We start from the raw sequence: 20303 nt of genomic DNA, 5'->3' as shown, positions 1-20303 counted from the left end.
GCCCCCATGCAGCGCGAATGCGGGAGCGATCTTGGGCGCCGGCGGCGCGGACCTTGGCCATGGGCGGTCGGATTCCTGGGAAGCGAAGGCGCAGTTTCGGAAAGCACGGCGCAGCGCGCAACCGGCGGGGCTTGCCAGGTCGCGGCCGGCGCGGGACGACGGCACCGAACCTGCACGGACCCGACATGACCGACGCCCCCGCCGCCATCGCCGAGCTGATCGAGATCATGGCCCGGCTGCGCCATCCGGAGACCGGCTGCCCCTGGGACCAGGTGCAGGACTTCGCCTCCATCGCTCCCTACACGATCGAGGAGGCCTATGAGGTCGAGGACGCCATCGCCAAGGGCGAGCCGGCGGTACTGATGGACGAACTCGGCGATCTTCTTTTCCAGGTGGTCTACCACGCGCGCATGGCCGAGGAGCGCGGTTGGTTCGCCTTCCACGACGTGGCGAAAGCAATTTCTGACAAGATGATACGACGCCATCCTCATGTGTTCGGTGAAGCAGCGGCGCGCACGGCCGAAGGTCAGGTCGGTGCGTGGGAGGTCCAGAAGGCTGCCGAGCGTGCCGCCCGGGCGGAGACCGGAACGCTTGCCGGCATCCCGGCCAGACTGCCGGCGCTGACCCGCGCCGCGAAGCTGACCCGCCGCGCCGGGCGGGTAGGCTTCGACTGGCCTGACGCCGCTTCGGTGCTCGACAAGCTCGAGGAAGAGGCGGCGGAATTACGAGCGGAACTCTCGAACGAACAGCAAGCGGCTGATCATGAAGCAATAAAGGATGAGGTTGGCGACCTGCTTTTCGTGTTGGCCAATCTGGCCCGGAAGCTCGACCTGGACCCGGAAGATTGCTTGCGCGGCGCCAATCGGAAGTTCGAACGACGCTTCGGATTCATAGAGCAGAAGCTTCTTTTTGAAGGAAAAAGCCCGGCCGATTCCACGCTCGATCGGATGGAGGAGCTGTGGCGGGCAGCGAAGCACCATGAGCGCAGCGGAAGGTGAGGTACTATGAAAACAACATCTCTTATTATATTATTTTTATGTATTTTCTCATGGAATGAGGCTACCGCTCAACCTCGCCGGACCCTCCTTGATGCCGGCATTGCAGGCCGGGTCGTTGCCGCCCCGCAAGGCATGGGCGAGGCGCTTCGCCTGACCCGCGATGGCCGCACGCTCTGGCAGGGAACCGCCCAGCGTTTCGCCCTCTTCCGCGACGGCGCCCCCGTCCCGATCGGCGAAGGTGCGACCGCCATCGGCATCACCGGCTGGAGCGGCGGTGCGTATTGTTGCTGGACGCTGCACCTGTTCCGGCAGGGCCCAACGGGTTTGGCCCACGTCGCCTCCCTACCCCTCGGCAAGCGGGAGCCCGACATCATCCGATTGGCGCCGCCTGCCGGGCCACCGATCAGCATCGCAGATGCCGGCTTTGACTTCTGGGAGGCGCCGATCAGCCTCGCCGCCGACCTTCACCCGACGATCCCCTTCCGCTGGACCGGTCGGGCTCTGGAACCCGATGGCGTGGCGATGCGCCGACCGGTGGCCGCCGCTCTCGGCACAGCCTGCGCCGACATGACGGTGTCGGAGGACCGGCCGCCGCCGGAACAGCGCGTCGCGACCTATCCGGATCTCGATGCCGCGATCGCCGCGCTGCGCGCGGGCGACTGGACGACGCGCAACGGGCGGCATCCCGGCGTCGAGGCTGCCCGCCTCGCCGCCTGTCTCATCTACAGCGGCCACGCCGCCGAGGCGCAGCGCCTCCTGCGGCAGGCCTGGCCGCCGGACGCGCCGGGCCTGCCGGAGACGGAGCGGCAGCTCGCCGCTCGGTTGGCCTGCAGCCCCTTCGCCGCCGCGGTGCGTGCGGCCAATGCGCCGGGCGCACCTTATCTCGGCGGGCGCTGCGCGCCGGATGGGCCGGATCGGACGGCGGTCTTCGGGTTGGGCTGGCGCTGAGGGTCAGCTGGGCCGCGTCTCAGCGCGCACGGCTACCCGCGCTTCGGGCAGCGGGATGAACTCCTTGTCGTCGCCCGGCACGGTCGGGAAGCGGCCTCCCTTCCAATCCGCCTTCGCCTGCTCCAGCCGCTCGCGCGATGAGGCAACGAAGTTCCAGAAGAGGTAGCGCGGCCCGTCCATCGCTGCGCCGCCCAGCATCAGCAGCCGCGCGCCCTGCGGGCCGGCCGTCAGCGCCAGCGCATCCCCGGCGCGGAACACCAGCATGCGTTCGGCTTCGAAGGTGACGCCGGCGACGTCGACCGAGCCTGCCACGACATAGGCACCCCGCTCCTCATGTTGGTCCGGCAGCGGCAGCCGGGCGCCGGGCAGCAGCGTGGCGTCCGCGTAGAACAGCGGTGAGGAGACGGCGACGGGCGCCTTCAGCCCCCACCCCTCCCCTGCGATCAGGCGCAGCGTCAGTCCGGCATCGTCCACCAGCGGCAGCGCGCCGGCGTCGTGATGGGCGAAGGCGGGCGCCGTGTCCTCGGCGGATTTCGGCAGGGCGACCCAGGACTGGATGCCGAACATCCGGCGTGGCCGGTCGCGCAGCGCCTGGTCCGTGCGCTCGGAATGGACGATGCCGCGCCCGGCGGTCATCCAGTTCAGCGCTCCGGGCCGGATCGGCTGGGCACTGCCAAGGCTGTCGCGATGCAGGATCTCGCCCTCGAACAGGTAGGTGACGGTGGACAGGCCGATATGCGGGTGCGGCCGCACGTCCAACCCCTTGCCGGTGAGGAACTCCCCCGGCCCCATCTGGTCGAAGAAGATGAAGGGGCCGACCATCTGTCGTTCCCGCGCCGGCAGGGCACGACGCACCTCGAAGCCACCGATGTCGTGGGCGCGCGGAATGATGACGGTCTCGAGCCCCGGCGGCGGCGGCGGGCAGACCGGGTCGGCTTCGTCGAGGGTGCTCATGCTCTGTCCTTTCCCGTTCGGGGCGGGGATAACCCCGCCCGGCCGATGTCGCGCGCGCGGGACCGCTGCGCCAGGGGCAACGGCTGATGGCCACCATCACACGCGGTTATCGGGCGTCAGGGTCAGGCGGGCTGGAGCAGCTTGTCCGCTGGCGCGCGGGCCGCGGAATCCCATTTGAGCAGCTTGCAATCGAAGCGCGACCCCGCGGTGACGAAGCGCTCGACGTCGCGGAAGCGCGACGCCTCGCAGAAGCCGACGACCAGCTTGCCCATCGTCTCCCGCCCCGGCGGGCCGGCACAGTAGGCGATCTCCCACAGCGCCTTCTCGACCTCGTCGAGCGTCACGGTGAGCCAGCTGTCGCGGTCGATCCCCATGTCCTTGTATGCGTCGGGAAAGCCGAGGCTCGTCGCCCCGCGCACGTTGTCCTTCTGGTTTTCGAAGGCAAAGGTCTGCCGCGACGCGTTGGTGAAGCCCAGGAGGTAGAGGTCGCTTGGGCGGAAGATCAGATCGATCGCCGCCAAATCCTGGACGTCAAGGCTGTCCAGAGGCACCGATTGCGCGGCCTGCTGGTTCGGCAGCCGCCACGGGGTGGGCGTGGGCGCCTGCCTTCCGGTGACGGCGGTACGAATGCCGGCGAGCTGAAGCGGGTAGCACGTGTCGAAGCTCATCCTGCTCTCCTGGATGTCCAAGGTGGGGAAAGCAGCAATCTGAACCTGACGATGGAATGACCCTACATGACAATCGCGCTAAGGGTGGGTTTCATGACGCGGTCGGGTAGGTGATCGCCACCACCTCGATCTCCTCGCTCCCCGCAGGAATGCGAAGCTTCCGCAGATCGCCCACGCGGGCGCCAAGCAGCGCACGCGCCACCGGCGCCACCCAGGACACATCCCCGCGGTCGGCGTCCGCCTCATCCACCCCGACGATGCGGATGGTCACCTCTGCATCGTCGGACATCCGCGCATAGGTCACGGTGGCCCCGAAGAAGACCTGGTCGCGCTTCGCCTGCGCCGCCGGGTCCACCACCTGCACGCGATCCAGCCGCCGGCGCAGGAAGCGCACGCGGCCGTCGATCTGGCGCAGCCGGCGCTTGCCGTACTGGTAGTCCGCATTCTCCGACCGGTCGCCAAGGGAGGCTGCCCAGGAGACGATCTCGACCACTTTCGGGCGTTCATCCTCCCACAGCGCCCGCACCTCCTCGCGCAGGGCCGCCGCGCCGGCGGGCGTCATGTAGAATGGTGTGCCGGGCGGCAGGCCGGGCGGCCCGTCCTCCCCTTCCTCGTCATCCTCGCTCACGGGTCGAGCAGCGCGTGCCGAACGGCCTCCCAGCTGTCGCGGTCCGGCGCGCAGATCAGCCCGCCATCGCGATGCGTGGGCAGGTACGGGCTGCCGTCGAAACGGGCGGCATGGCCACCGGCCTCCCGGTGCAGCAGCCAGCCGGGCAGATGGTCCCAGGGCATCAGCCGATTGTAGAACAGCACGTGCCCATGGCCGCCCGCTGCCCAGCGGTATTCATGCGCGGCGCAGCGATAGCCGACGACGCCGGCGAACAGGGGGAAGCGTGCCGTCACCTGCGCACGCAGCGGAGGCGGCAGGAAGGTCCAGGAAATCGCGCCGACCATCTGCTCCAGCGGCACCGGGGCCGCGACGCGCAAGTCGGCCGTGGGCCGCCCGTCGGGATCGGCGATCCAGGCCCCCTGCCCGCGCAGCGCGATGGCGGTGTCGTCGCCGAGCGGATCATGGATCCAGGCGCCGATCACCTCCCCCTTCGCAACCGCGGCCGCCATGCAGGCGAAGACCGGCAGGCCGGCGGCGAAATTCGCCGTGCCGTCCACCGGATCGACCACGAAGGCGAGGTCGGCATCGGCGAGCCGGTCCATGATCGTGGGGTCAGCGGCGGCGGCTTCCTCCCCCACCACCGCGCAGCCAGGAAACAATCGGGCGAGTCCGGCCTCGATCATCCGTTCTGCCGCCTCGTCGGCATCGGTGACGAGGTCGAGCGGCCCCGACTTGGCGCGCACCGCCCCCTGCGCCAACCGGCGGAAGCGCGGCAGGATCTCGCGGCGCGATGCCTCCCGCAGCAGGGTGGCGACCTCGGCCGCGCGCGCTGCCCCGATCATGCGCCCCGCCCATCGAAGCGGGCACGGTCGGCGGGGGAAAGGCGCACCGTCAGCCGCACACCGTCGTCGTCATCCTCCCGGGCCAGCACCTCGCCATGCTGGTACAGCCAGGCGAGCCCCGCCCCGTCGGAACCGGGCAGCGTCACTTCGATCGTCTCCATGCCGGCGGACAGGCGCGTATCGATGGCGCGGCGCAGTTCCTCCAGGCCTTCTCCGGTCAGCGCGGAAACCGAGACCGCGCCCGGCACGCGGCGCGCGACGGAATCGACGCCCCCAAGCAGGTCGGCCTTGTTCAGCACCTCGATGATGCGCCCCTCCCAGCCGGCTTCCAGGCTGGCATTCGGGCCTTCGGCCATCTCCGCCATCACGCCGAGCACGTCGGCGCGCTGCGCCGCGCTATCCGGGTGCGCGATGTCGCGGACATGAAGAATGATGTCGGCCGCGGCGACTTCCTCGAGCGTCGCGCGGAACGCTTCGACGAGCTGCGTCGGCAGGTCGGAGATGAAGCCGACCGTATCCGACAGGATCGCTGTGCGCCCCGATGGCAGTCGGATCGCCCGCATCGTCGGGTCCAGCGTCGCGAAAAGCTGGTCCTGCGCGTATACTCCGGCGCCGGTGAGCTGGTTGAACAGCGTCGACTTGCCGGCGTTGGTGTAGCCGACCAGGGCGACGACCGGGTACGGCACGCGCGCCCGGGCGCTGCGGTGCAGGCCGCGGGTGCGGCGCACCTGCTCCAGTTCCTTCTTCAGCTTCACGATGCGGTCGCCGATCAGCCGGCGGTCGATCTCGATCTGCGATTCGCCGGGACCGCCGAGGAAGCCGAAGCCGCCGCGCTGCCGTTCCAGGTGGGTCCAGGACCGCACCAGCCGCGTGCGCTGATATTCCAGATGCGCGAGCTCGACCTGCAGCGTGCCTTCCTTGGTCGCGGCACGCTCGCCGAAGATCTCGAGGATCAGCCCGGTGCGGTCGATGACCTTGCAGCCCCAGGCGCGTTCGAGGTTGCGCTGCTGCACGGGCGTCAGCGACGCATCGACGACGACGACGCCGACCTCCTGCTCCTTCAGCGCACGGCCGATGATCTCGACCTGGCCCTCGCCCATCAGGGTCGAAGGCCGGCGCTCACGCAGCGGATGCACCGCGGAATGGACGATCGCGACGCCGATCGACGCCGCGAGGCCGACCGCTTCCGCGAGCCGGGCTTCGGCAGCCCGCTGGCCGCCCGCATCGCCGATGGCGACGCGGCTCGGCTTCTCGAAGGGCAGGATGACGGCGGCACGGGTAGGCTGGCCGCCGGTCTCGTCAGTTGCCGCCGTCAGGGGGTACCTCACTACGAGTCAGGGTCATGCGCGTCTCCGATGGCGGCGCCGCGCCGGCGGGGGCTGCCGCACCGGCTGCCGCGCCCTGGGCGGTCGCATCGAACAGCATGATCGGGGCGCCCGGCATTACGGTGCTGATCGCGTGCTTGTAGACCAGCTGGGTATGACCATCCCGGCGCAGCAGCACCGAGAAATTGTCGAACCAGGTGATGATTCCCTGCAGCTTCACGCCATTGACCAGGAAGATCGTCACGGGGGTCTTGGATTTGCGAACGTGGTTCAGGAACACGTCCTGCACGTTCTGGGACTTCTCGGCGGCCATCTGACCGGTCCTTCTTTTTGCTGGTCACCGACCAGGGGCGGACCGGCGAAAACCATTTCCGGCCGCCGGCCCCGCCCTTGTCGCCGCAGCGTCAGCCCTTGGCAAGGGCAAGCAGGTGCCGCGCGAGCGCATCACCATTCATGAAGTGCAGATCGGGCGCGGCGGCCGCGACGCCGCCGTCATGGGACGCATCACCCAGCAGCACGGCGACGAATCCCGCCCGCCGCGCCGCCTGCATGTCGAGCACGGTGTCGCCGATGTACCAGATGTCGGGTGACGGCCCGATTCGCATGGCGTTGAGCGCCATCAGCATCGGCGCCGGATCGGGTTTGTCCGCCGTGGCATCGCCAGCGCCGACCAGCGCGCCGAACTGTGTGGTCCAGCCGAGATGCGCGGCTTCGGCGCGGAGCAGCGGGCCCTGCTTGTTGGAAACGACACCCTGCGGCGCCAGGGGCACCGCCGCCGCGATGGCGGCCGCGGCACCGGCCATCGGCGTCAGCACGTCGAGATGGCAGGACTTCACGCGATCGTAGAAGATGTCCCGCGCGCGTTCCCATTCGGCGCCGAACATGCCGGGGAAGGTATCGCGCAGGGAGCCCCGCACGCGCGCAAGCACCGTCGTGCGATCCCATTCCGGCATCGCGAAGGCGCGGAAGGTGGTGTTGAGACCTTCCTGGATCGCCGCCCAGCCATCGACCAGCGTGTTGTCCCAGTCCCACAGCAGGGCGGCCGGGCGCGTCACGCCTTGAGCTGCCCGAGCAGCCCGAGCATGTCGCCGATCACCCAGAGGTGGCGGATCCGGGTGTCCTCCAGCGTGAAGAAGCCGACGCCCTGCCAAGCGAGGTCGCGCCCGCTCGGCGGGAAGTCGAGGAAGGTGCCGGCGTCGTGGCGACCGGAGAAGCCGACGCGCACGGCAACGCGCGCATCCTGGGCGAGCAGGTCCCGCAGGTCGCAGCGATAGTCGGAGAAGGCGAGCCGCACGCTGCGGACATAGGCGGCGAACGCCTCCTGCCCGTGCATCACCTGGCCGAAGGTGCCCTCGAAGGACACGTCCTCATGCAGCAGGCCCGGCAGGCGGGACATGTCCGCCTGCTCCCACAGCTCCGCATAGAAGGCGCGCACCGTGGCGGCGTTGGCCTGCTCTTCCGCGGTCATGCCGCGTTCCTCAACGCGCCCTGCACATGGCGGGCGAAGATGTCGAACAGACGGCGTGTCACTGGTCCGGGGGTTCCGTCGCCGACCGGCGCACCGTCGATCGCCACGATCGGCTTCACGAAGGAGGTCGCGGAGGTGAGGAAGGCCTCCCGCGCGCGGCGCATCTCCTCGAGGCTGAAGGCACGCTGCTCGACGACGATTCCGGCCTCGGCGAGTTCGGCCAGCAGGGCCGCGCGAGTGCAGCCTGGCAGGATGGAATGATCGAGCGCGGGGGCACGGATGACGCCCTGCTCATCGACGATCCAGAAGGAGGTTGCGGCACCCTCGGTCACCATGCCGGTCGCCGGGTCGAACAGGATGGCCTCGATGGCGCCCTGCTCCCGCGCCGCTTGGCGCGCGAAGCAGTTGGGCAGCAGGTTGATCGTCTTGATGTCGCAGCGTGCCCAGCGCAGGTCGGGCTGCGTGATCGCGGATCCGCCCCAACGGTCGATGCTCGCCGGATAGGGCGGGATACGCTTCACCGTCACGACCAGGGCCGGCGGTACCGGCACGTTCGGGAAGGCATGGTCGCGCCGTGCGACGCCGCGCGTGACTTGCATGTAGAGCAGCCCCTCGGTCACGCGGTTGCGGCGCGCGACCTCCCGCAGCACGAGCCTCAGCGCATCGCGCGCCATCGGCATGGGCAGGCGCATCTCGCGGAGCGAACGTTCCAGCCGCCCGAGGTGACGATCCTCGTCGATGAAGCGCCCACCGTAGAGGTGCACCACCTCGTAGACGCCGTCCCCGAACTGGTAGCCGCGATCCTCGATGTTCACGCTGGCGTCGGATTGCGGGCGGTAGCGCCCGTTCACATAGGCGATGCGGGACATGCGGAAGTCCTTCAGGCGGTGCCGGCGGTGCCCGAGGGGCCGGCGCGGTCCTCGGCCTGGACACCGAGGAATTTCAGCTTCCGGTGCAGCGCGCTGCGCTCCATGCCGACGAAGTTCGCGGTGCGGCTGATGTTGCCGCCGAAGCGCAGCAACTGGGCCTCGAGGTACTGGCGCTCGAACAGCTCGCGCGCCTCACGCAGCGGCAGGGTCATGATCTCGCTGCTGCGGTCGAGCTTCAGCACCGCCGGCGCGGCGGCACCCACCTGCGGCGGCAGCATGTCGGGACGGATCGCTTCCTTGGCCTCGCCCGGCGCCATGATCAGCAGCCAGTCGATCAGGTTGCGCAGCTCCCGCACATTGCCCGGCCAGTCATAGGCCTGCATGGCGGCCAACGCGTCCTCCGACAGCTCGCGCGGCGGCATGCCGGTTGTTTCGGTGGACCGCGCCATGAAGTGGCGGGCGAGCATCGGCACGTCTTCCCGCCGGTCGCGCAGCGCCGGCACGCGCAGCGGCACGACGGCAAGGCGATAGAACAGGTCCTCGCGGAAGCGTCCCGCCGCGATCTCGGCGGCGAGGTCGCGGTTGGTCGTGGCCAGCACCCGCACATCCACCTTCACCCGGGTGCCGCCGCCTATCCGCTCGAAGCCCTGTTCCTGCAGCGCGCGGACGATCTTGCCCTGGGTCTCGAGCGGCATGTCCGCCACCTCGTCCAGCAGCAGCGTGCCGCCATGGGCGCGTTCCAGCACCCCGGCGCGGCGCGGCTGGGCGAGTGGATCGGAGCCGGCCTCGACGCCAAACAGCTCCTCCTCGAAGCGGCCGGGGTTCAGCGTGGCGCAGTTCAGCACGAGGAAGGGGCCATCGGCGCGGCGCGACCGCCCATGGATCATGCGCGCCGCGACTTCCTTGCCGGCGCCGGCCGGGCCGGTGATGAGCACGCGCGATCCGGTGGGCGCCACCTTCTCGATGGCACTGCGCAACTGGCCGAGCGGGCCGGAGCCACCGACGAGCTCGGTCTCCGGCCCCACGCGCAGGCGCAGCTCGCTGTTCTCGCGCTGGAGCCGTGCGGCTTCTAGCGCGCGCGCGACGATGAGCAGCAGCCGGTCCGACTTGAACGGCTTCTCGATGAAGTCGTAGGCACCCTGCTGGATCGCCTGCACGGCGGTCTCGATCGTACCGTGGCCCGAGATCATCACGACCGGAACCTGCGGTTCCTCGACGTGCAGGGCCTCGAGGATGCCGAGCCCGTCCAGCCGCGAGTTCTGCAGCCAGATGTCCAGGATGACGAGCGACGGGCGGCGCTGCCGGAAGGCGGCGATCGCCGTGTCGGAATTGTGCGCCTGCCGCGTCTCGTAGCCCTCATCCGACAGGATGCCCTCGATGAGGGCCCGGATGTCCGGCTCGTCGTCGACGATCAGGATCTCATGCGCCATGCGCGACCTTCGCTCCCTCGGCGGCCCGGGTCGACTCCGCCCCCGAGTCGGGTCCCACCGCAGCGGCCCTGAGTGGCAGGATCAGGGCAACCCGCGCGCCTGGCCCGTCGTCACGATCCTCCAGGGCCAGCCTGCCGCCATGGTCCTCCATGATCTTCTTCACGATGGCAAGGCCAAGTCCGGTTCCTTTAGGTTTGTGCGTGACATAGGGCTCGGCGAGGCGGTCCCGCTCCTCCTCCTTCGGCAGCCCGACTCCGTCATCCTCGACGACGAAGCGGACCTCCAACGGAGTCGCTTCGACCCGCGCCGCGATATGGCGGGCGCCGTCCTCGACGCGCATCGCGACGGCGTCGGCGGCATTCTGCAGCAGGTTGGTCAATGCCTGCCCGATCAGCCGGCGGTCGCAGGCGATGACGGGGGCGGGCTCCGCATAGCGGGTCTCATAGGCGATCTCGGGATGCGCATCGCGCTGCAGGACCAGCGCCTCGCGCAGCAACTGGTTGGCGTCCTCGGGTTTGATCACCGGCTGCGGCATGCGCGCGAAGGCGGAAAATTCATCGACCATCCGGCCAATGTCGCCGACCTGTCGCACGATCGTGTCGGTGCATTGGCGGAAGGTGTCCGGATCGTCGCTGATCTGCTTGAGGTAGCGGCGCTTCAGCCGCTCGGCCGAGAGCTGGATCGGCGTCAACGGATTCTTGATCTCATGCGCGATGCGCCGGGCGACGTCCGCCCAGGCGGCCTTGCGCTGTGCCGAGACGAGTTCCGTCACGTCATCGAAGGTGAGCACGAAGCCGTCCACGCGCCCGCCCTGTGTCTCGGCGCCCAGGCGGACGATCAGCGTGCGCCGGGCCGCCGGCGGACCCGAACGGATCTCGGCGGTCTGCGGGCGGTCGGGCTGGGCACGCACCGCCTCGATCAACGGAGCGAATTCGGGCGCGACGCCGGCCAGCGGCAGACCGATCGCCGCGTCGAGATCCACGCCGAGCAGCGCCGAGGCCGAGCGGTTCGGCAGGTTCACCCTCCCCTCCGCATCGAGGCCGACGACGCCGGCCGAGACCCCAGACAGGACCGTTTCCGTGAAGCGGCGCCGCTCGTCGATCTGGCGATACGCCTCCATCAGCTCCCCCCGCTGCGCCCCAAGCTGGTTGGTCATGCGGTTGAACGCGCGGGAGAGCGAGGCGACCTCGTCATCCGCATCCCCTTCCTGCACGCGGGTGGACAGGTCGCCGGCCCGAACCCGCTCGGCGGCGGTGATCAGCCGGGCAATCGGCCACGCGATCCGGTTGGCGATCAGCAGGCCGAGCAGCACGGCCCCGAGCAGCACCAGCAGCGTCGCGATGCCGAAGATAAGCGCGAAGGTGATCTGCAGATCGCCCTGGTTGCGATCCAGCCGGTCATATTCCTGGAAGGCCAGTTCGGTCGTGCGCATGTGCTCCAGCACACCGGGATCGACCGGGCGGCTGATCAGCAGCATCAGCCCGGGCGGCACGTTCGGCACGGGGGGGAAGTTGAGGGTGACCAGGGCGCGGACGCGCCCTTCCCCGCCCTCGCCCGGGAACACCACCACTTCCCCGGTGCGCGCCTGTTCGATCGCCCAGGAAGGCGGCGCACCGATCACCGAGCCCGTGGCCAGCCCGGCGGAGGCGATGACCTGCCCGAGCGTCGGCTCGACCACCAGCGCGTCGGTCACGCCGCGTATCGCCGTATGGGTGGCGAGCAGCCGCGCGAAGGCGATTCCGTTGTCCGGCAGCAGTTGCGGCGCGGCGCGGTTCAGGTCGTTCGCGATCGCGAGGATGTCGGCGCGGATCGTGTTGCGGTGTTCCTCCAGATAGGCGCGCGAGGCGACGAGGGAGGCTTCGAGCGTGTTGCGCACCCGGTCGGAGAACCAGGACTGGATGCCGAGGTTGAAGAACACCGCGGAGAAGCCGGCCACGAAGATTGCCGGCACCACCGCCACGACGCCGAACAGCAGCACCAGGCGTACATGCAGCCGCGAACCCGCCGAGCCGCGGCGCCGTTCCACCCACATCCGCACGAGCCGCGCCGACAGGGATGCGGCGAGCAGCAGCAGAACGGTGAGATTCGCGAGGATGATGCCGACCACGCTGCCAGGGCTGGTCGGCCCCAGCGGCGTGCCGCCCGACAGCAGCATGAAGGTGGCGAGGCCGAGCATCAGCGCGACCACGGCAAGCCCGATCGTCACGTTGCCGCCCTGCAGAAGCTGCGCCGCGCGGCTTCCCCAGGACGGCGCGACGGGCGCGGTCCCTACCGCCGCAGGCAGCGCACGGGACGCCGGCCGCGCCCCGCCGCGGCGCCGGAACAGGCCCGTCATATCAGGGCCTTCGCATGGTCAGGACAGGCCACGCACCACGGGCAGTTCAAGCTCGCGGATCTTCTTGCGCAGCGTGTTGCGATTGAGGCCGAGCATGGCTGCCGCCTTGATCTGGTTGCCCCTTGTAGCACCGAGGGCGAGTCTCAGAAGCGGCCGTTCGACCTCAGCCAGCACGCGCTCATACAGGTCGCGCACCGGCATGCCGTCCTTGTGCGCGGCCATGAAGCCCTGGAGATGGCGTTCGACCGCCTGTTCCAGCGTGGCCGGCTGGGACTGGCCGTCGGGTCCGGCGGGCTGCACCGCTTCCGCGAGCTCCGCCCCGACCGCATCGCCACCGATCACTTCCTGGGGATAGAGCGCCGCGAGGCGCCGCATCAGGTTCTCGAGCTCGCGCGCATTGCCCGGCCAGGCATGGGCCTTCAGGCCCTCGAGCGCCTCCGAGGAGAGCTGCTTGCCCGGCAGGCCCGACGCACGGGCGCGGTCCAGGAAGTGGCGCGCCAGCAGCGGGATGTCCTCGATCCGCTCGCGCAGCGGCGGCAGGCGGATGGGCACGACGTTCAGGCGATAGAACAGGTCCTCGCGGAACAGCCCCTGGCGGATGAGTTGGCGCAGGTCGCGATGCGTCGCCGCGACGATGCGGACATTGGCCTTGATCGGCTGGCGGCCGCCGACGGTGGTGAACTCGCCTTCCTGCAGCACGCGCAGCAGGCGGGTCTGGGCCTCGGGCGGCATGTCGCCGATCTCGTCGAGGAACAGCGTGCCGCCGGCGGCCTGCTCGAAGCGGCCGATGCCGCGGTTCAGCGCGCCGGTGAAGGCGCCGCGCTCATGGCCGAACAGCTCGGCCTCGATCAGCTCGCGCGGGATCGCCGCCATGTTGATCGCGACGAAGGGGCCTGAGCGGCGCTTGCCGTAATCGTGCAGGGCGCGGGCCACGAGTTCCTTGCCCGTGCCGGACTCGCCCGTGATCATCACGGTCAGGTCGGTCGCGGTCAGACGCGCTACGGTCCGATAGATCTCCTGCATCGCCGCCGAGCGGCCAACCAGGGGCAGCTTCTCGCCCTGCTGCTCATTGTCGTCCGCCGCCGCCGGTTCGGCCGGGGCGGCGAGCGCGCGTTCGACGACCGCGAGCAACTCCTTCAGGTCGAAAGGCTTCGGCAGGTATTCGAAGGCGCCACGCTGGGTCGCCTTCATGGCCGTGGCGAAGGTCGACTGAGCCGACATCACGACCACGCGCAGCTCCGGTCGCACGCGCCTGATGCGCGGCACGAGGTCGAGCCCGTTCTCGTCCGGCATCACCACGTCGGTGATGACAAGGTCGCCTTCCCCATCCTCCACCCAGCGCCACAGCGTGGCGGCCGAGGATGTCGCCCGCACCTGATAACCGGAGCGGGCGAGCGCCTGGCTCAGCACCGTTCGGATGGCGCGGTCGTCATCGGCAATCAGGATGGTCCGAGGTTCAGTCATTGAGTAGTCCCGAGGCTTCCCGGCGGGGGCGCAGGCATGGAAAGACGGAACACCGTGCGGCCCGGGCGGCTGTCGCATTCGATCAGCCCGCCCTGGTCCGCCACGAGTTTCGCCGCGAGCGCGAGGCCGAGCCCCTGTCCCCCCCGCTTCGTGGAAACGAAGGGTTCAAAAAGCGTGCCGCGGACTTCCTCCGCGATTCCCGGGCCATTGTCGCGGACGCTCACCTGCAGTGGCAGGTGCACGCGGTCGGTAGAACCGGGCACGGCGATGCGCACGCCGTGCTGGTAGGCGGTGGACAGGGCGATTTCCCCCTGGGTCGGATCGACCGCCTCTGCCGCGTTCTTGACCAGATTGAGTAGAATTTGAACAAGCAGATCCCGGTTGCCCCATACGGGCGGAAGGGAGGGATCGTAGTCCTCGGTAATGCGGATATGCGAGGCGAAGCCGGTCGTCGCGATGCGCCGGACATGGTCCAGCACCCGATGGATGTTCACCGGTGCAAGCTCGGTCGGCCGGTCGGAGAACATGTCGAAGCGGTCGACCAGCCCGCGGATGCGATCGGCCTCGTCCTGGATCAGCAGGCAGAGCTCTCGATCCGCCTCGCTCGCATTCTGTTCCAGAAGCTGCGCGGCGCCGCGGATGCCCGAAAGCGGGTTCTTCACCTCATGCGCGAGCATCGCGGCCATGGCGGAGGCACCCCGCGCCGCGCCACGGAAATTGAGTTGCCGGTCCAGCATCTGCGCGGTTGAGCCGTCCTCGAGCATCAGCACCACCGCACCGGGCATCTCCGGCAGGGGCGCCGCATGGACGGTGACGCCGCGGCGCGCCATGCGCGGGCTTTCCAGCAGCAGGTCGTGATCCGAGATGCGTCCGTCGGAATGCCGCACCTGCGCGATCAGCGCGAAGATCCGCCCGTCCTCGGGCAGCAGGTCCGACAGGCGCATCTGCGCGAGCGAGCCGATGGAGGCCTGGAAGAACTGCTCCGCCGCCGCATTGGCGCTGACGAAGCGGTTCTCGGCATCGAGGACGACCACCGCCATGGGCAACGCGCTGAGGATCGCCGCGGATTCCGGCAGGGCCCGCCCCTTCCAGGCAGCCGGGCGTACGGCGCGGCGCAGCAGGCCGGCCTTCATGCCGCGATGCGCTCGTCGCCGGCCTCGCGGAAGGCGTCCCGCACCGCCTCGACACCGCACTCGATCAGCGGGTCGTAGAAGGCGTGGACGAGGTCGAGCACGGCATCCGCCGTCTCGCACCGGTTCACCGCCACGCGGAACTCGGCCGAACCCGGCAGACCCTTCGAGTACCAGGCGACATGCTTGCGCGCGAGGCGGACGCCCGGACTGTCTCCGTGATGTTCCAGCATGTCGCGATAGTGGTCGAGGAGGATGCGCTTCTGCTCGGCCAGGTCCGGTTCTTCCGCCGCCTCTCCGCGCAGGCGCTTCGCGACGACGGCTGGCAGCCACGGGCGGCCGTAGCAGCCGCGGCCGATCATCACGCCGTCAGCGCCCGACCGCCGGAGCGCCTCCTCCGCATCCTCGATGGTGAGGATGTCGCCATTGGCGATGACGGGGATGGAAACCGCTTCCTTCACCCCACGGATGAAGTCCCAGTCGGCGGTGCCGGTGTAGAACATCTGTCGGGTGCGGCCGTGCACCGTAACCATGCGGATTCCGGATTCCTCGGCAATGCGGGCAAGGCGCGGCGCGTTCAGGCTGTTGTGGTCCCAACCCATACGCATCTTCAGCGTCACCGGCACCGACACAGCCTTCACGGTGGCTTCCAGGATGCGCGCGGCGGCGATCTCGTCGCGCATCAGCGCCGACCCGGCGGACTGGCCCACCGCGACCTTCTTCACCGGGCAGCCGAAATTGATGTCGACCACGGCGGCGCCACGATCGACGACGAGGCGCGCCGCCTCGGCCATCGCCTCCGCCTCGCAGCCGGCGAGCTGCACCGAAGCGGGACCGCCGAAGCCGTCCACTTCCGCCATCTTCAGCGTCTGACGATTGGTGCGGATCATGGCCTGGGAGGCGATCATCTCGCTGACCACCATCGGCGCGCCCAACGCGCGCGCCAGGCGCCTAAAGGGCAGGTCCGTGACACCCGACATCGGGGCCAGGATGACCGGCGTCTCGATGACAGCGTCGCCGAGACGGATCGGCGCCAGGCCGCTCGCGCAATGGTTGCTCATGATTTGGGCAGAATACGCGTCTCTCGCCTGCGCAGCAACAGCACCGCTGGCGCAACGCCGCTCTATGGTGCAGGAGAAGTGATCCATTGAAGATCACGCGGCGCCCCGTCATGTTGCGGCGCACACCGATTCGCACGGGAACCTTTCCGCATGCCATCACTCGACCGCTGGGCTCCTTACGCGCTCGGCCTGCTGCGCATCGTCGCGGCCGTGATCTTCTTCGAACACGGCACCCAGAAACTGTTCGGCTTCCCTGACCGCCCGGGCGGCGGCGCGGGGCCGGCGATGCTCTCCCTGGCCTGGACCGCTGGCGTGCTCGAGATCGTCGGCGGTGCGCTGCTGGCCGTCGGCCTGTTCGTCCGCCCGACCGCCTTCGTGCTGTCGGGCCTGATGGCCGCCGCCTACTGGATCGCCCACGCGCCGCGCAGCCCGTTCCCGGTCCTGAACGGCGGTGATGCGGCGATCCTGTACTGCTTCATCTTCCTCTATCTGGTCTTCGCCGGCGGCGGCGCCTTCGCCCTGGACAAGGTCAGGAAATAGTCTATCCGCCGGCCCCCTTACCGGGGCCGGAGCCGCCAATGACCATGGATGCCCTGTTGATGGCCGCCGGCGCGGGAACCCGCTTCGGCAGCGCCATCCCGAAGCAGTATTTGCCGCTGCTCGGGCGTCCCGTGCTGCGCCACGCGGCCGAGGCCCTTCTCCGCGAGGGCCTCGTGCGCCGCATCCTGCCCGTCGTCGCTGCCGGCGAGGAGGCACGGGTCGCCGCCCTGCTCGATGGCCTGCCCTGCCTGCCGCCGGTCGCCGGTGGCGCTACCCGCGCGGCAAGCGTCCGCGCGGGGCTGGAGGCGCTCGCCGTCGATCCCCCCGATCTCATCCTGGTCCATGACGCCGCGCGGGCGGTCATCCCGTCCGGAACGGTCGGCGCACTGCGCACTGCGCTGGCTGCGGCGCCGGGGGCCATCCCGGCGCAGCCTGTGTCGGACACGCTGAAGCGGGCCGAGGACGGCCGCGTCCTGGCAACCGTGCCGCGCGACGGGCTGTTCCGCGCCCAGACGCCGCAGGGCTTTCGCTTCGATGCGCTGATCGCAGCCCACCGCGACGGCGATGACAGCGCGACGGACGACGCCGCCCTGCTGGAAGCCGCCGGCCTGCCCGTCGCCCTGGTGCCTGGCGACGAGGCCAACATCAAAATCACCTGGCCGGAGGACCTCGCCCGCGTGGAAGCTCACCTCGCCGCCCGTCTGATCCCGCGCATGGGCACCGGCTTCGATGTGCACCGGCTGGTGCCCGGCCGGCCGCTGGTACTGTGCGGTGTCACCATCCCCTCGCCGCTCGGCCTGTCCGGCCATTCGGACGCCGATGTCGGCATCCACGCGCTGTGCGACGCGATTTACGGAGCCCTGGCGGAGGGCGACATCGGCCGCTGGTTTCCGCCGTCCGAGGCGCAATGGAAGGACGCCGACAGCGCGCGCTTTCTCCGCCATGCGGCGGGCCGGATCGTCGGGCGGGGCGGCATGCTCGCCAACGCCGATGTGACGATCATCTGCGAACGACCGAAGATCGCACCGCATGCCGCGGCAATGCGCGCGCGCCTCGCAGCATTGCTCGGCGTGACGGAAGGCACGGTCTCCGTGAAAGCCACCACAACCGAGCGCCTGGGGTTCGCCGGGCGCGGCGAAGGCATCGCGGCGCAGGCCGCAGCGGTTGTACTGACGCCGATTGATCCATCGGCATAAGTTGAGATTTTTCGATGTTTTCTCTATTGCGAGACAGTTCGCGGGTATATCGTCGCCCGGCGCCATGATGGCGTCGATGGCGACGAAGATGGAGCGACTGATCTCACCCCTGCGCGCAGGCGACCTGGACTGCCCGGCTGGGTGGCCGGGCGGGGGGCTTGCCGCACGCATTCCCTGCCTCGCCGAAGGCCATGACGCAGCACTCGAAGGACTGATCGCGCGGGCGTCGCTCGCCGATCCCGAGGGGCCGGACCACCCGAAGCGCGTAGGCCAGATTGCCGCGATCCTCGCCGAGGAATTCGGCTTGGAGGAGGCGCTGCGGGAGCTGCTGGCCCGCGCCGCCGCGCTGCACGACATCGGTAAGATGGCGCTGCCGGAGGGCGTGCTCGGCCACCGCCACGTCCTCGATTCCGACGAGCGGCGGCTGATGGAACAGCACACCGTTCTCGGCGCGAACATCCTTGCCCACGCGACCGTACGCTGGATGCGCCTCGCCGCTGTCATCGCCCTGATGCACCATGAGCGATGGGACGGCAGCGGCTACCCCCTCGGCCTGGCAGGCGAGGAGATCCCCCTCGCCGCCCGGCTGGTCGCGGTCGCGGATGTTTACGACGCGCTGCGCTCCGACCGTCCCTACAAGGATGCGCAGGATCACGGCCAGGCGCTCTCAGCGCTGCTGGGTGGCGACAGCCGCATCCAGCCGGGCCAGTTCGACCCTCGCGTGCTGGATGCGCTGCGCCGACGGGAAGCGGATATCGAGGCGGTGCCGCGGTAGCGAGTCATGCGGAAGCGGCCGGCGCCAGCAGCCGCGCCGTCGCTTCCGGCACCATGGCGCCCGGCATCGGGCGGCCGAACAGGTATCCCTGCGCGGCATCGCACCCTTCGGCACGGAGCCGGGCGAGTTGTTCCGCGGTCTCCACCCCCTCGGCGGTCACCGAGATGCCCAGGCTGCGACCAAGCCCGGCAACGGCGCGCACGATCGCCGTCGCATCCTCCCCGGCCGGGAGGTCCTGCACGAAGGACCGGTCGATCTTCAGCCGGTCGAAGCGAAACGCGCGGAGCTGCGTCAGCGATGAGTGACCAGTGCCGAAATCGTCCATGGCGATGCGCACCCCGCTCTGCCGCAACTCCAGCAACTGTCGCAGCGCGGCATCCGCATTGGCGAGCAGCACGCCCTCCGTCACTTCCAGTTCCAGCCGACCGGGGGGCAGGCCGGACCGGCGCAGGGCCTCGGCCACTTCCTCCGGCAGGCCGCCATCCTCGAGCTGCGCCGGAGCGATGTTGACGGCGACGCAAAGCGGCGCCGGCCAGGCAGCCGCGGCGCGGCAGGCCTCATGCAGCACCCAGGTGCCGATCCGCCGCATCAGGCCGAGCCGCTCCGCAACCGGCAGGAAGGCAGCCGGCGACAGCAGGCCGCGTTCCGGATGCCGCCAGCGGATCAGCGCCTCGAAGCCGGTCAGCCGGCCCTCCGGCAGCACGACCTGCGGCTGGTAGTGGAGTTCGAAGCGGTTCTCAGCGGCGGCGGCGCGCAGCGCGGCTTCGAGGGCGCGCGTCTCCTGCCAGCGGCGGTCCATCTCGGGCTTGAAGCGGCGAACGCCGCCCTGCCCTTCGCTGGATGTCTCGCTCAGCGCCATGGCCGCACGGCGTAGCAGCTCGCCGCCGGTGGCCCCGTCCGCCGGGGCGATGGCAATGCCGATGCGCGGCACCACGGAGATGACTTCGCCGGCGACGAGATAGGGTCGTGCGAGCAACTCGGCGAGCCGCGCGCCGAGCACCGCCGCGCGATCCGGCGCATCGACCTCGCTTTGCAGGATGGCGAATTCTTCCCCCGCCAGCCGGGCGACGAGGTCCGCGTCGCGCACCGCCGCCTGCAGGCGCCGCGCCGCGGCGCGCAGCAGATCCTCGCCGATCGCGTGGCCGAGCACCTGGTTGACGGCGCGGACGCCTTCGATGGCGCAGAGCAGAACGGCGCTGCCGCTGCGCCGGCGTGGCGGACGGTCCAGCGCCGCGCCGAGCCGTGCCTCGAACATCGCGCGGTCGGCGAGGCCGGTCAGCGCATCGAAGCCGGCCGCATCCGCCGACAGCCGCCGGTCCTCCGATACTGCCACCGTCCAGGATCCGCCGGAGGCGCGGCGGATCGCGAAGCGCAGCCCCGGCGCGCCCGGCAGCAGCAGGTCAGCCACCTCCTCCCCGTCCGGCAGGGTGGCCGCGAGGCAGGCGGCCAGCAGCCCGGCCACCGCATCACGGTCGAGGCGCGGGCTTGCTTCCAGCATCTCATGCAGGCCACGCGCCTGCCGTGCCGCGCGGGAGAGGCCGAACAGCGCGACCGCGCGCCCATTCACCAGGCCGACATGCAAGTCGGCATCGAAGCTCAGCAGGCCGTCATCCGTACCGGCGACGGGCGAAGGCGTCCTCGGGGCCCTGTCGGCCTCGGCATCCGTCATCCCGTCCATGCTGGCCCGCCC

General features: G+C 69.9%; 20 protein-coding genes. 5 read left to right on the top strand and 15 right to left on the bottom strand.

Annotation, left to right across the window (positions count from 1 at the left end):
• The first annotated feature begins 185 nt into the window (after positions 1 to 185).
• Both mazG and GXW78_RS19650 read left to right on the top strand, forming a co-directional pair.
• A complete protein-coding gene (gene mazG / locus GXW78_RS19655; RefSeq protein WP_211870601.1) occupies positions 186 to 998 on the top strand; it encodes a nucleoside triphosphate pyrophosphohydrolase in 813 nt (270 codons plus the stop codon).
• Between the two features lie 132 nt (positions 999 to 1130).
• On the top strand, positions 1131 to 1946 hold the full coding sequence (locus GXW78_RS19650) for a hypothetical protein (RefSeq protein ID WP_211870600.1): 816 nt from the start codon (positions 1131 to 1133) through the stop codon (positions 1944 to 1946).
• A 3-nt stretch (positions 1947 to 1949) separates the two neighbouring features.
• Here the strand turns inward: GXW78_RS19650 and GXW78_RS19645 are convergent, their stop codons facing one another.
• The 14 genes from GXW78_RS19645 to dusB form a co-directional block, all read right to left on the bottom strand.
• Positions 1950 to 2900: a pirin family protein gene (locus tag GXW78_RS19645; protein WP_211870599.1), complete on the bottom strand. Its 951-nt coding sequence runs from the start codon at positions 2898 to 2900 to the stop codon at positions 1950 to 1952.
• A 122-nt stretch (positions 2901 to 3022) separates the two neighbouring features.
• Positions 3023 to 3589: a ribosome-inactivating family protein gene (locus GXW78_RS19640; RefSeq protein ID WP_211870598.1), complete on the bottom strand. Its 567-nt coding sequence runs from the start codon at positions 3587 to 3589 to the stop codon at positions 3023 to 3025.
• A 70-nt stretch (positions 3590 to 3659) separates the two neighbouring features.
• Positions 3660 to 4196, bottom strand: a complete 537-nt coding sequence (gene greB, locus GXW78_RS19635) for a transcription elongation factor GreB (protein WP_338147795.1) — start codon at positions 4194 to 4196, stop codon at positions 3660 to 3662.
• A complete protein-coding gene (locus GXW78_RS19630) occupies positions 4193 to 5020 on the bottom strand; it encodes an inositol monophosphatase family protein (protein WP_211870597.1) in 828 nt (275 codons plus the stop codon). The genes greB and GXW78_RS19630 overlap by 4 nt, the downstream gene beginning before the upstream one ends.
• Positions 5017 to 6348, bottom strand: a complete 1332-nt coding sequence (gene hflX / locus GXW78_RS19625; protein ID WP_338147794.1) for a GTPase HflX — start codon at positions 6346 to 6348, stop codon at positions 5017 to 5019. The genes GXW78_RS19630 and hflX overlap by 4 nt, the downstream gene beginning before the upstream one ends.
• Positions 6320 to 6658: an RNA chaperone Hfq gene (gene hfq / locus GXW78_RS19620; protein ID WP_211870596.1), complete on the bottom strand. Its 339-nt coding sequence runs from the start codon at positions 6656 to 6658 to the stop codon at positions 6320 to 6322. Before hfq ends, hflX begins: the two co-directional genes overlap by 29 nt.
• A gap of 91 nt (positions 6659 to 6749) precedes the next feature.
• Positions 6750 to 7400: an HAD family hydrolase gene (locus tag GXW78_RS19615; RefSeq protein WP_211870595.1), complete on the bottom strand. Its 651-nt coding sequence runs from the start codon at positions 7398 to 7400 to the stop codon at positions 6750 to 6752.
• Positions 7397 to 7813: an ester cyclase gene (locus tag GXW78_RS19610; protein WP_211870594.1), complete on the bottom strand. Its 417-nt coding sequence runs from the start codon at positions 7811 to 7813 to the stop codon at positions 7397 to 7399. Before GXW78_RS19610 ends, GXW78_RS19615 begins: the two co-directional genes overlap by 4 nt.
• Positions 7810 to 8682, bottom strand: coding sequence for a D-amino-acid transaminase (locus tag GXW78_RS19605; protein ID WP_211870593.1), 873 nt, complete (start codon positions 8680 to 8682; stop codon positions 7810 to 7812). The genes GXW78_RS19610 and GXW78_RS19605 overlap by 4 nt, the downstream gene beginning before the upstream one ends.
• A gap of 11 nt (positions 8683 to 8693) precedes the next feature.
• Positions 8694 to 10112, bottom strand: coding sequence for a nitrogen assimilation response regulator NtrX (gene ntrX / locus GXW78_RS19600; protein ID WP_211870592.1), 1419 nt, complete (start codon positions 10110 to 10112; stop codon positions 8694 to 8696).
• Positions 10102 to 12447, bottom strand: coding sequence for a sensor histidine kinase NtrY-like (locus tag GXW78_RS19595; RefSeq protein WP_211870591.1), 2346 nt, complete (start codon positions 12445 to 12447; stop codon positions 10102 to 10104). The genes ntrX and GXW78_RS19595 overlap by 11 nt, the downstream gene beginning before the upstream one ends.
• Positions 12448 to 12465: 18 nt before the next feature.
• Positions 12466 to 13911 carry a nitrogen regulation protein NR(I) gene (gene ntrC, locus GXW78_RS19590; protein ID WP_211870590.1) on the bottom strand — a complete coding sequence of 482 codons (1446 nt, stop codon included), beginning with the start codon at positions 13909 to 13911 and terminating at the stop codon, positions 12466 to 12468.
• Positions 13908 to 15044 (bottom strand): two-component system sensor histidine kinase NtrB, encoded by a 1137-nt coding sequence (locus tag GXW78_RS19585; RefSeq protein ID WP_211870589.1) that lies wholly within the window; start codon positions 15042 to 15044, stop codon positions 13908 to 13910. Before GXW78_RS19585 ends, ntrC begins: the two co-directional genes overlap by 4 nt.
• On the bottom strand, positions 15041 to 16102 hold the full coding sequence (gene dusB, locus GXW78_RS19580; RefSeq protein WP_211870588.1) for a tRNA dihydrouridine synthase DusB: 1062 nt from the start codon (positions 16100 to 16102) through the stop codon (positions 15041 to 15043). Before dusB ends, GXW78_RS19585 begins: the two co-directional genes overlap by 4 nt.
• Before the next feature lie 150 nt (positions 16103 to 16252).
• On the opposite strand from dusB, the gene GXW78_RS19575 reads away from it, so the two are divergent.
• The 3 genes from GXW78_RS19575 to GXW78_RS19565 all read left to right on the top strand — a co-directional run bounded on the left by GXW78_RS19575 (position 16253) and on the right by GXW78_RS19565 (position 18613).
• Positions 16253 to 16642 (top strand): DoxX family protein, encoded by a 390-nt coding sequence (locus GXW78_RS19575; protein WP_211870587.1) that lies wholly within the window; start codon positions 16253 to 16255, stop codon positions 16640 to 16642.
• A 38-nt stretch (positions 16643 to 16680) separates the two neighbouring features.
• Positions 16681 to 17838: a bifunctional 2-C-methyl-D-erythritol 4-phosphate cytidylyltransferase/2-C-methyl-D-erythritol 2,4-cyclodiphosphate synthase gene (locus GXW78_RS19570; protein ID WP_211870586.1), complete on the top strand. Its 1158-nt coding sequence runs from the start codon at positions 16681 to 16683 to the stop codon at positions 17836 to 17838.
• A 64-nt stretch (positions 17839 to 17902) separates the two neighbouring features.
• On the top strand, positions 17903 to 18613 hold the full coding sequence (locus GXW78_RS19565) for an HD-GYP domain-containing protein (protein ID WP_211870585.1): 711 nt from the start codon (positions 17903 to 17905) through the stop codon (positions 18611 to 18613).
• Between the two features lie 4 nt (positions 18614 to 18617).
• Here the strand turns inward: GXW78_RS19565 and GXW78_RS19560 are convergent, their stop codons facing one another.
• Complete coding sequence (locus tag GXW78_RS19560; protein ID WP_211870584.1) at positions 18618 to 20291, bottom strand: putative bifunctional diguanylate cyclase/phosphodiesterase; 1674 nt, start codon at positions 20289 to 20291, stop codon at positions 18618 to 18620.
• Positions 20292 to 20303: the final 12 nt, after the last annotated feature.

This window comes from Neoroseomonas terrae (genome assembly GCF_018129025.1).
GTDB lineage: Bacteria > Pseudomonadota > Alphaproteobacteria > Acetobacterales > Acetobacteraceae > Neoroseomonas > Neoroseomonas terrae.
This window is presented reverse-complemented; position numbering and strand designations above follow the sequence as displayed.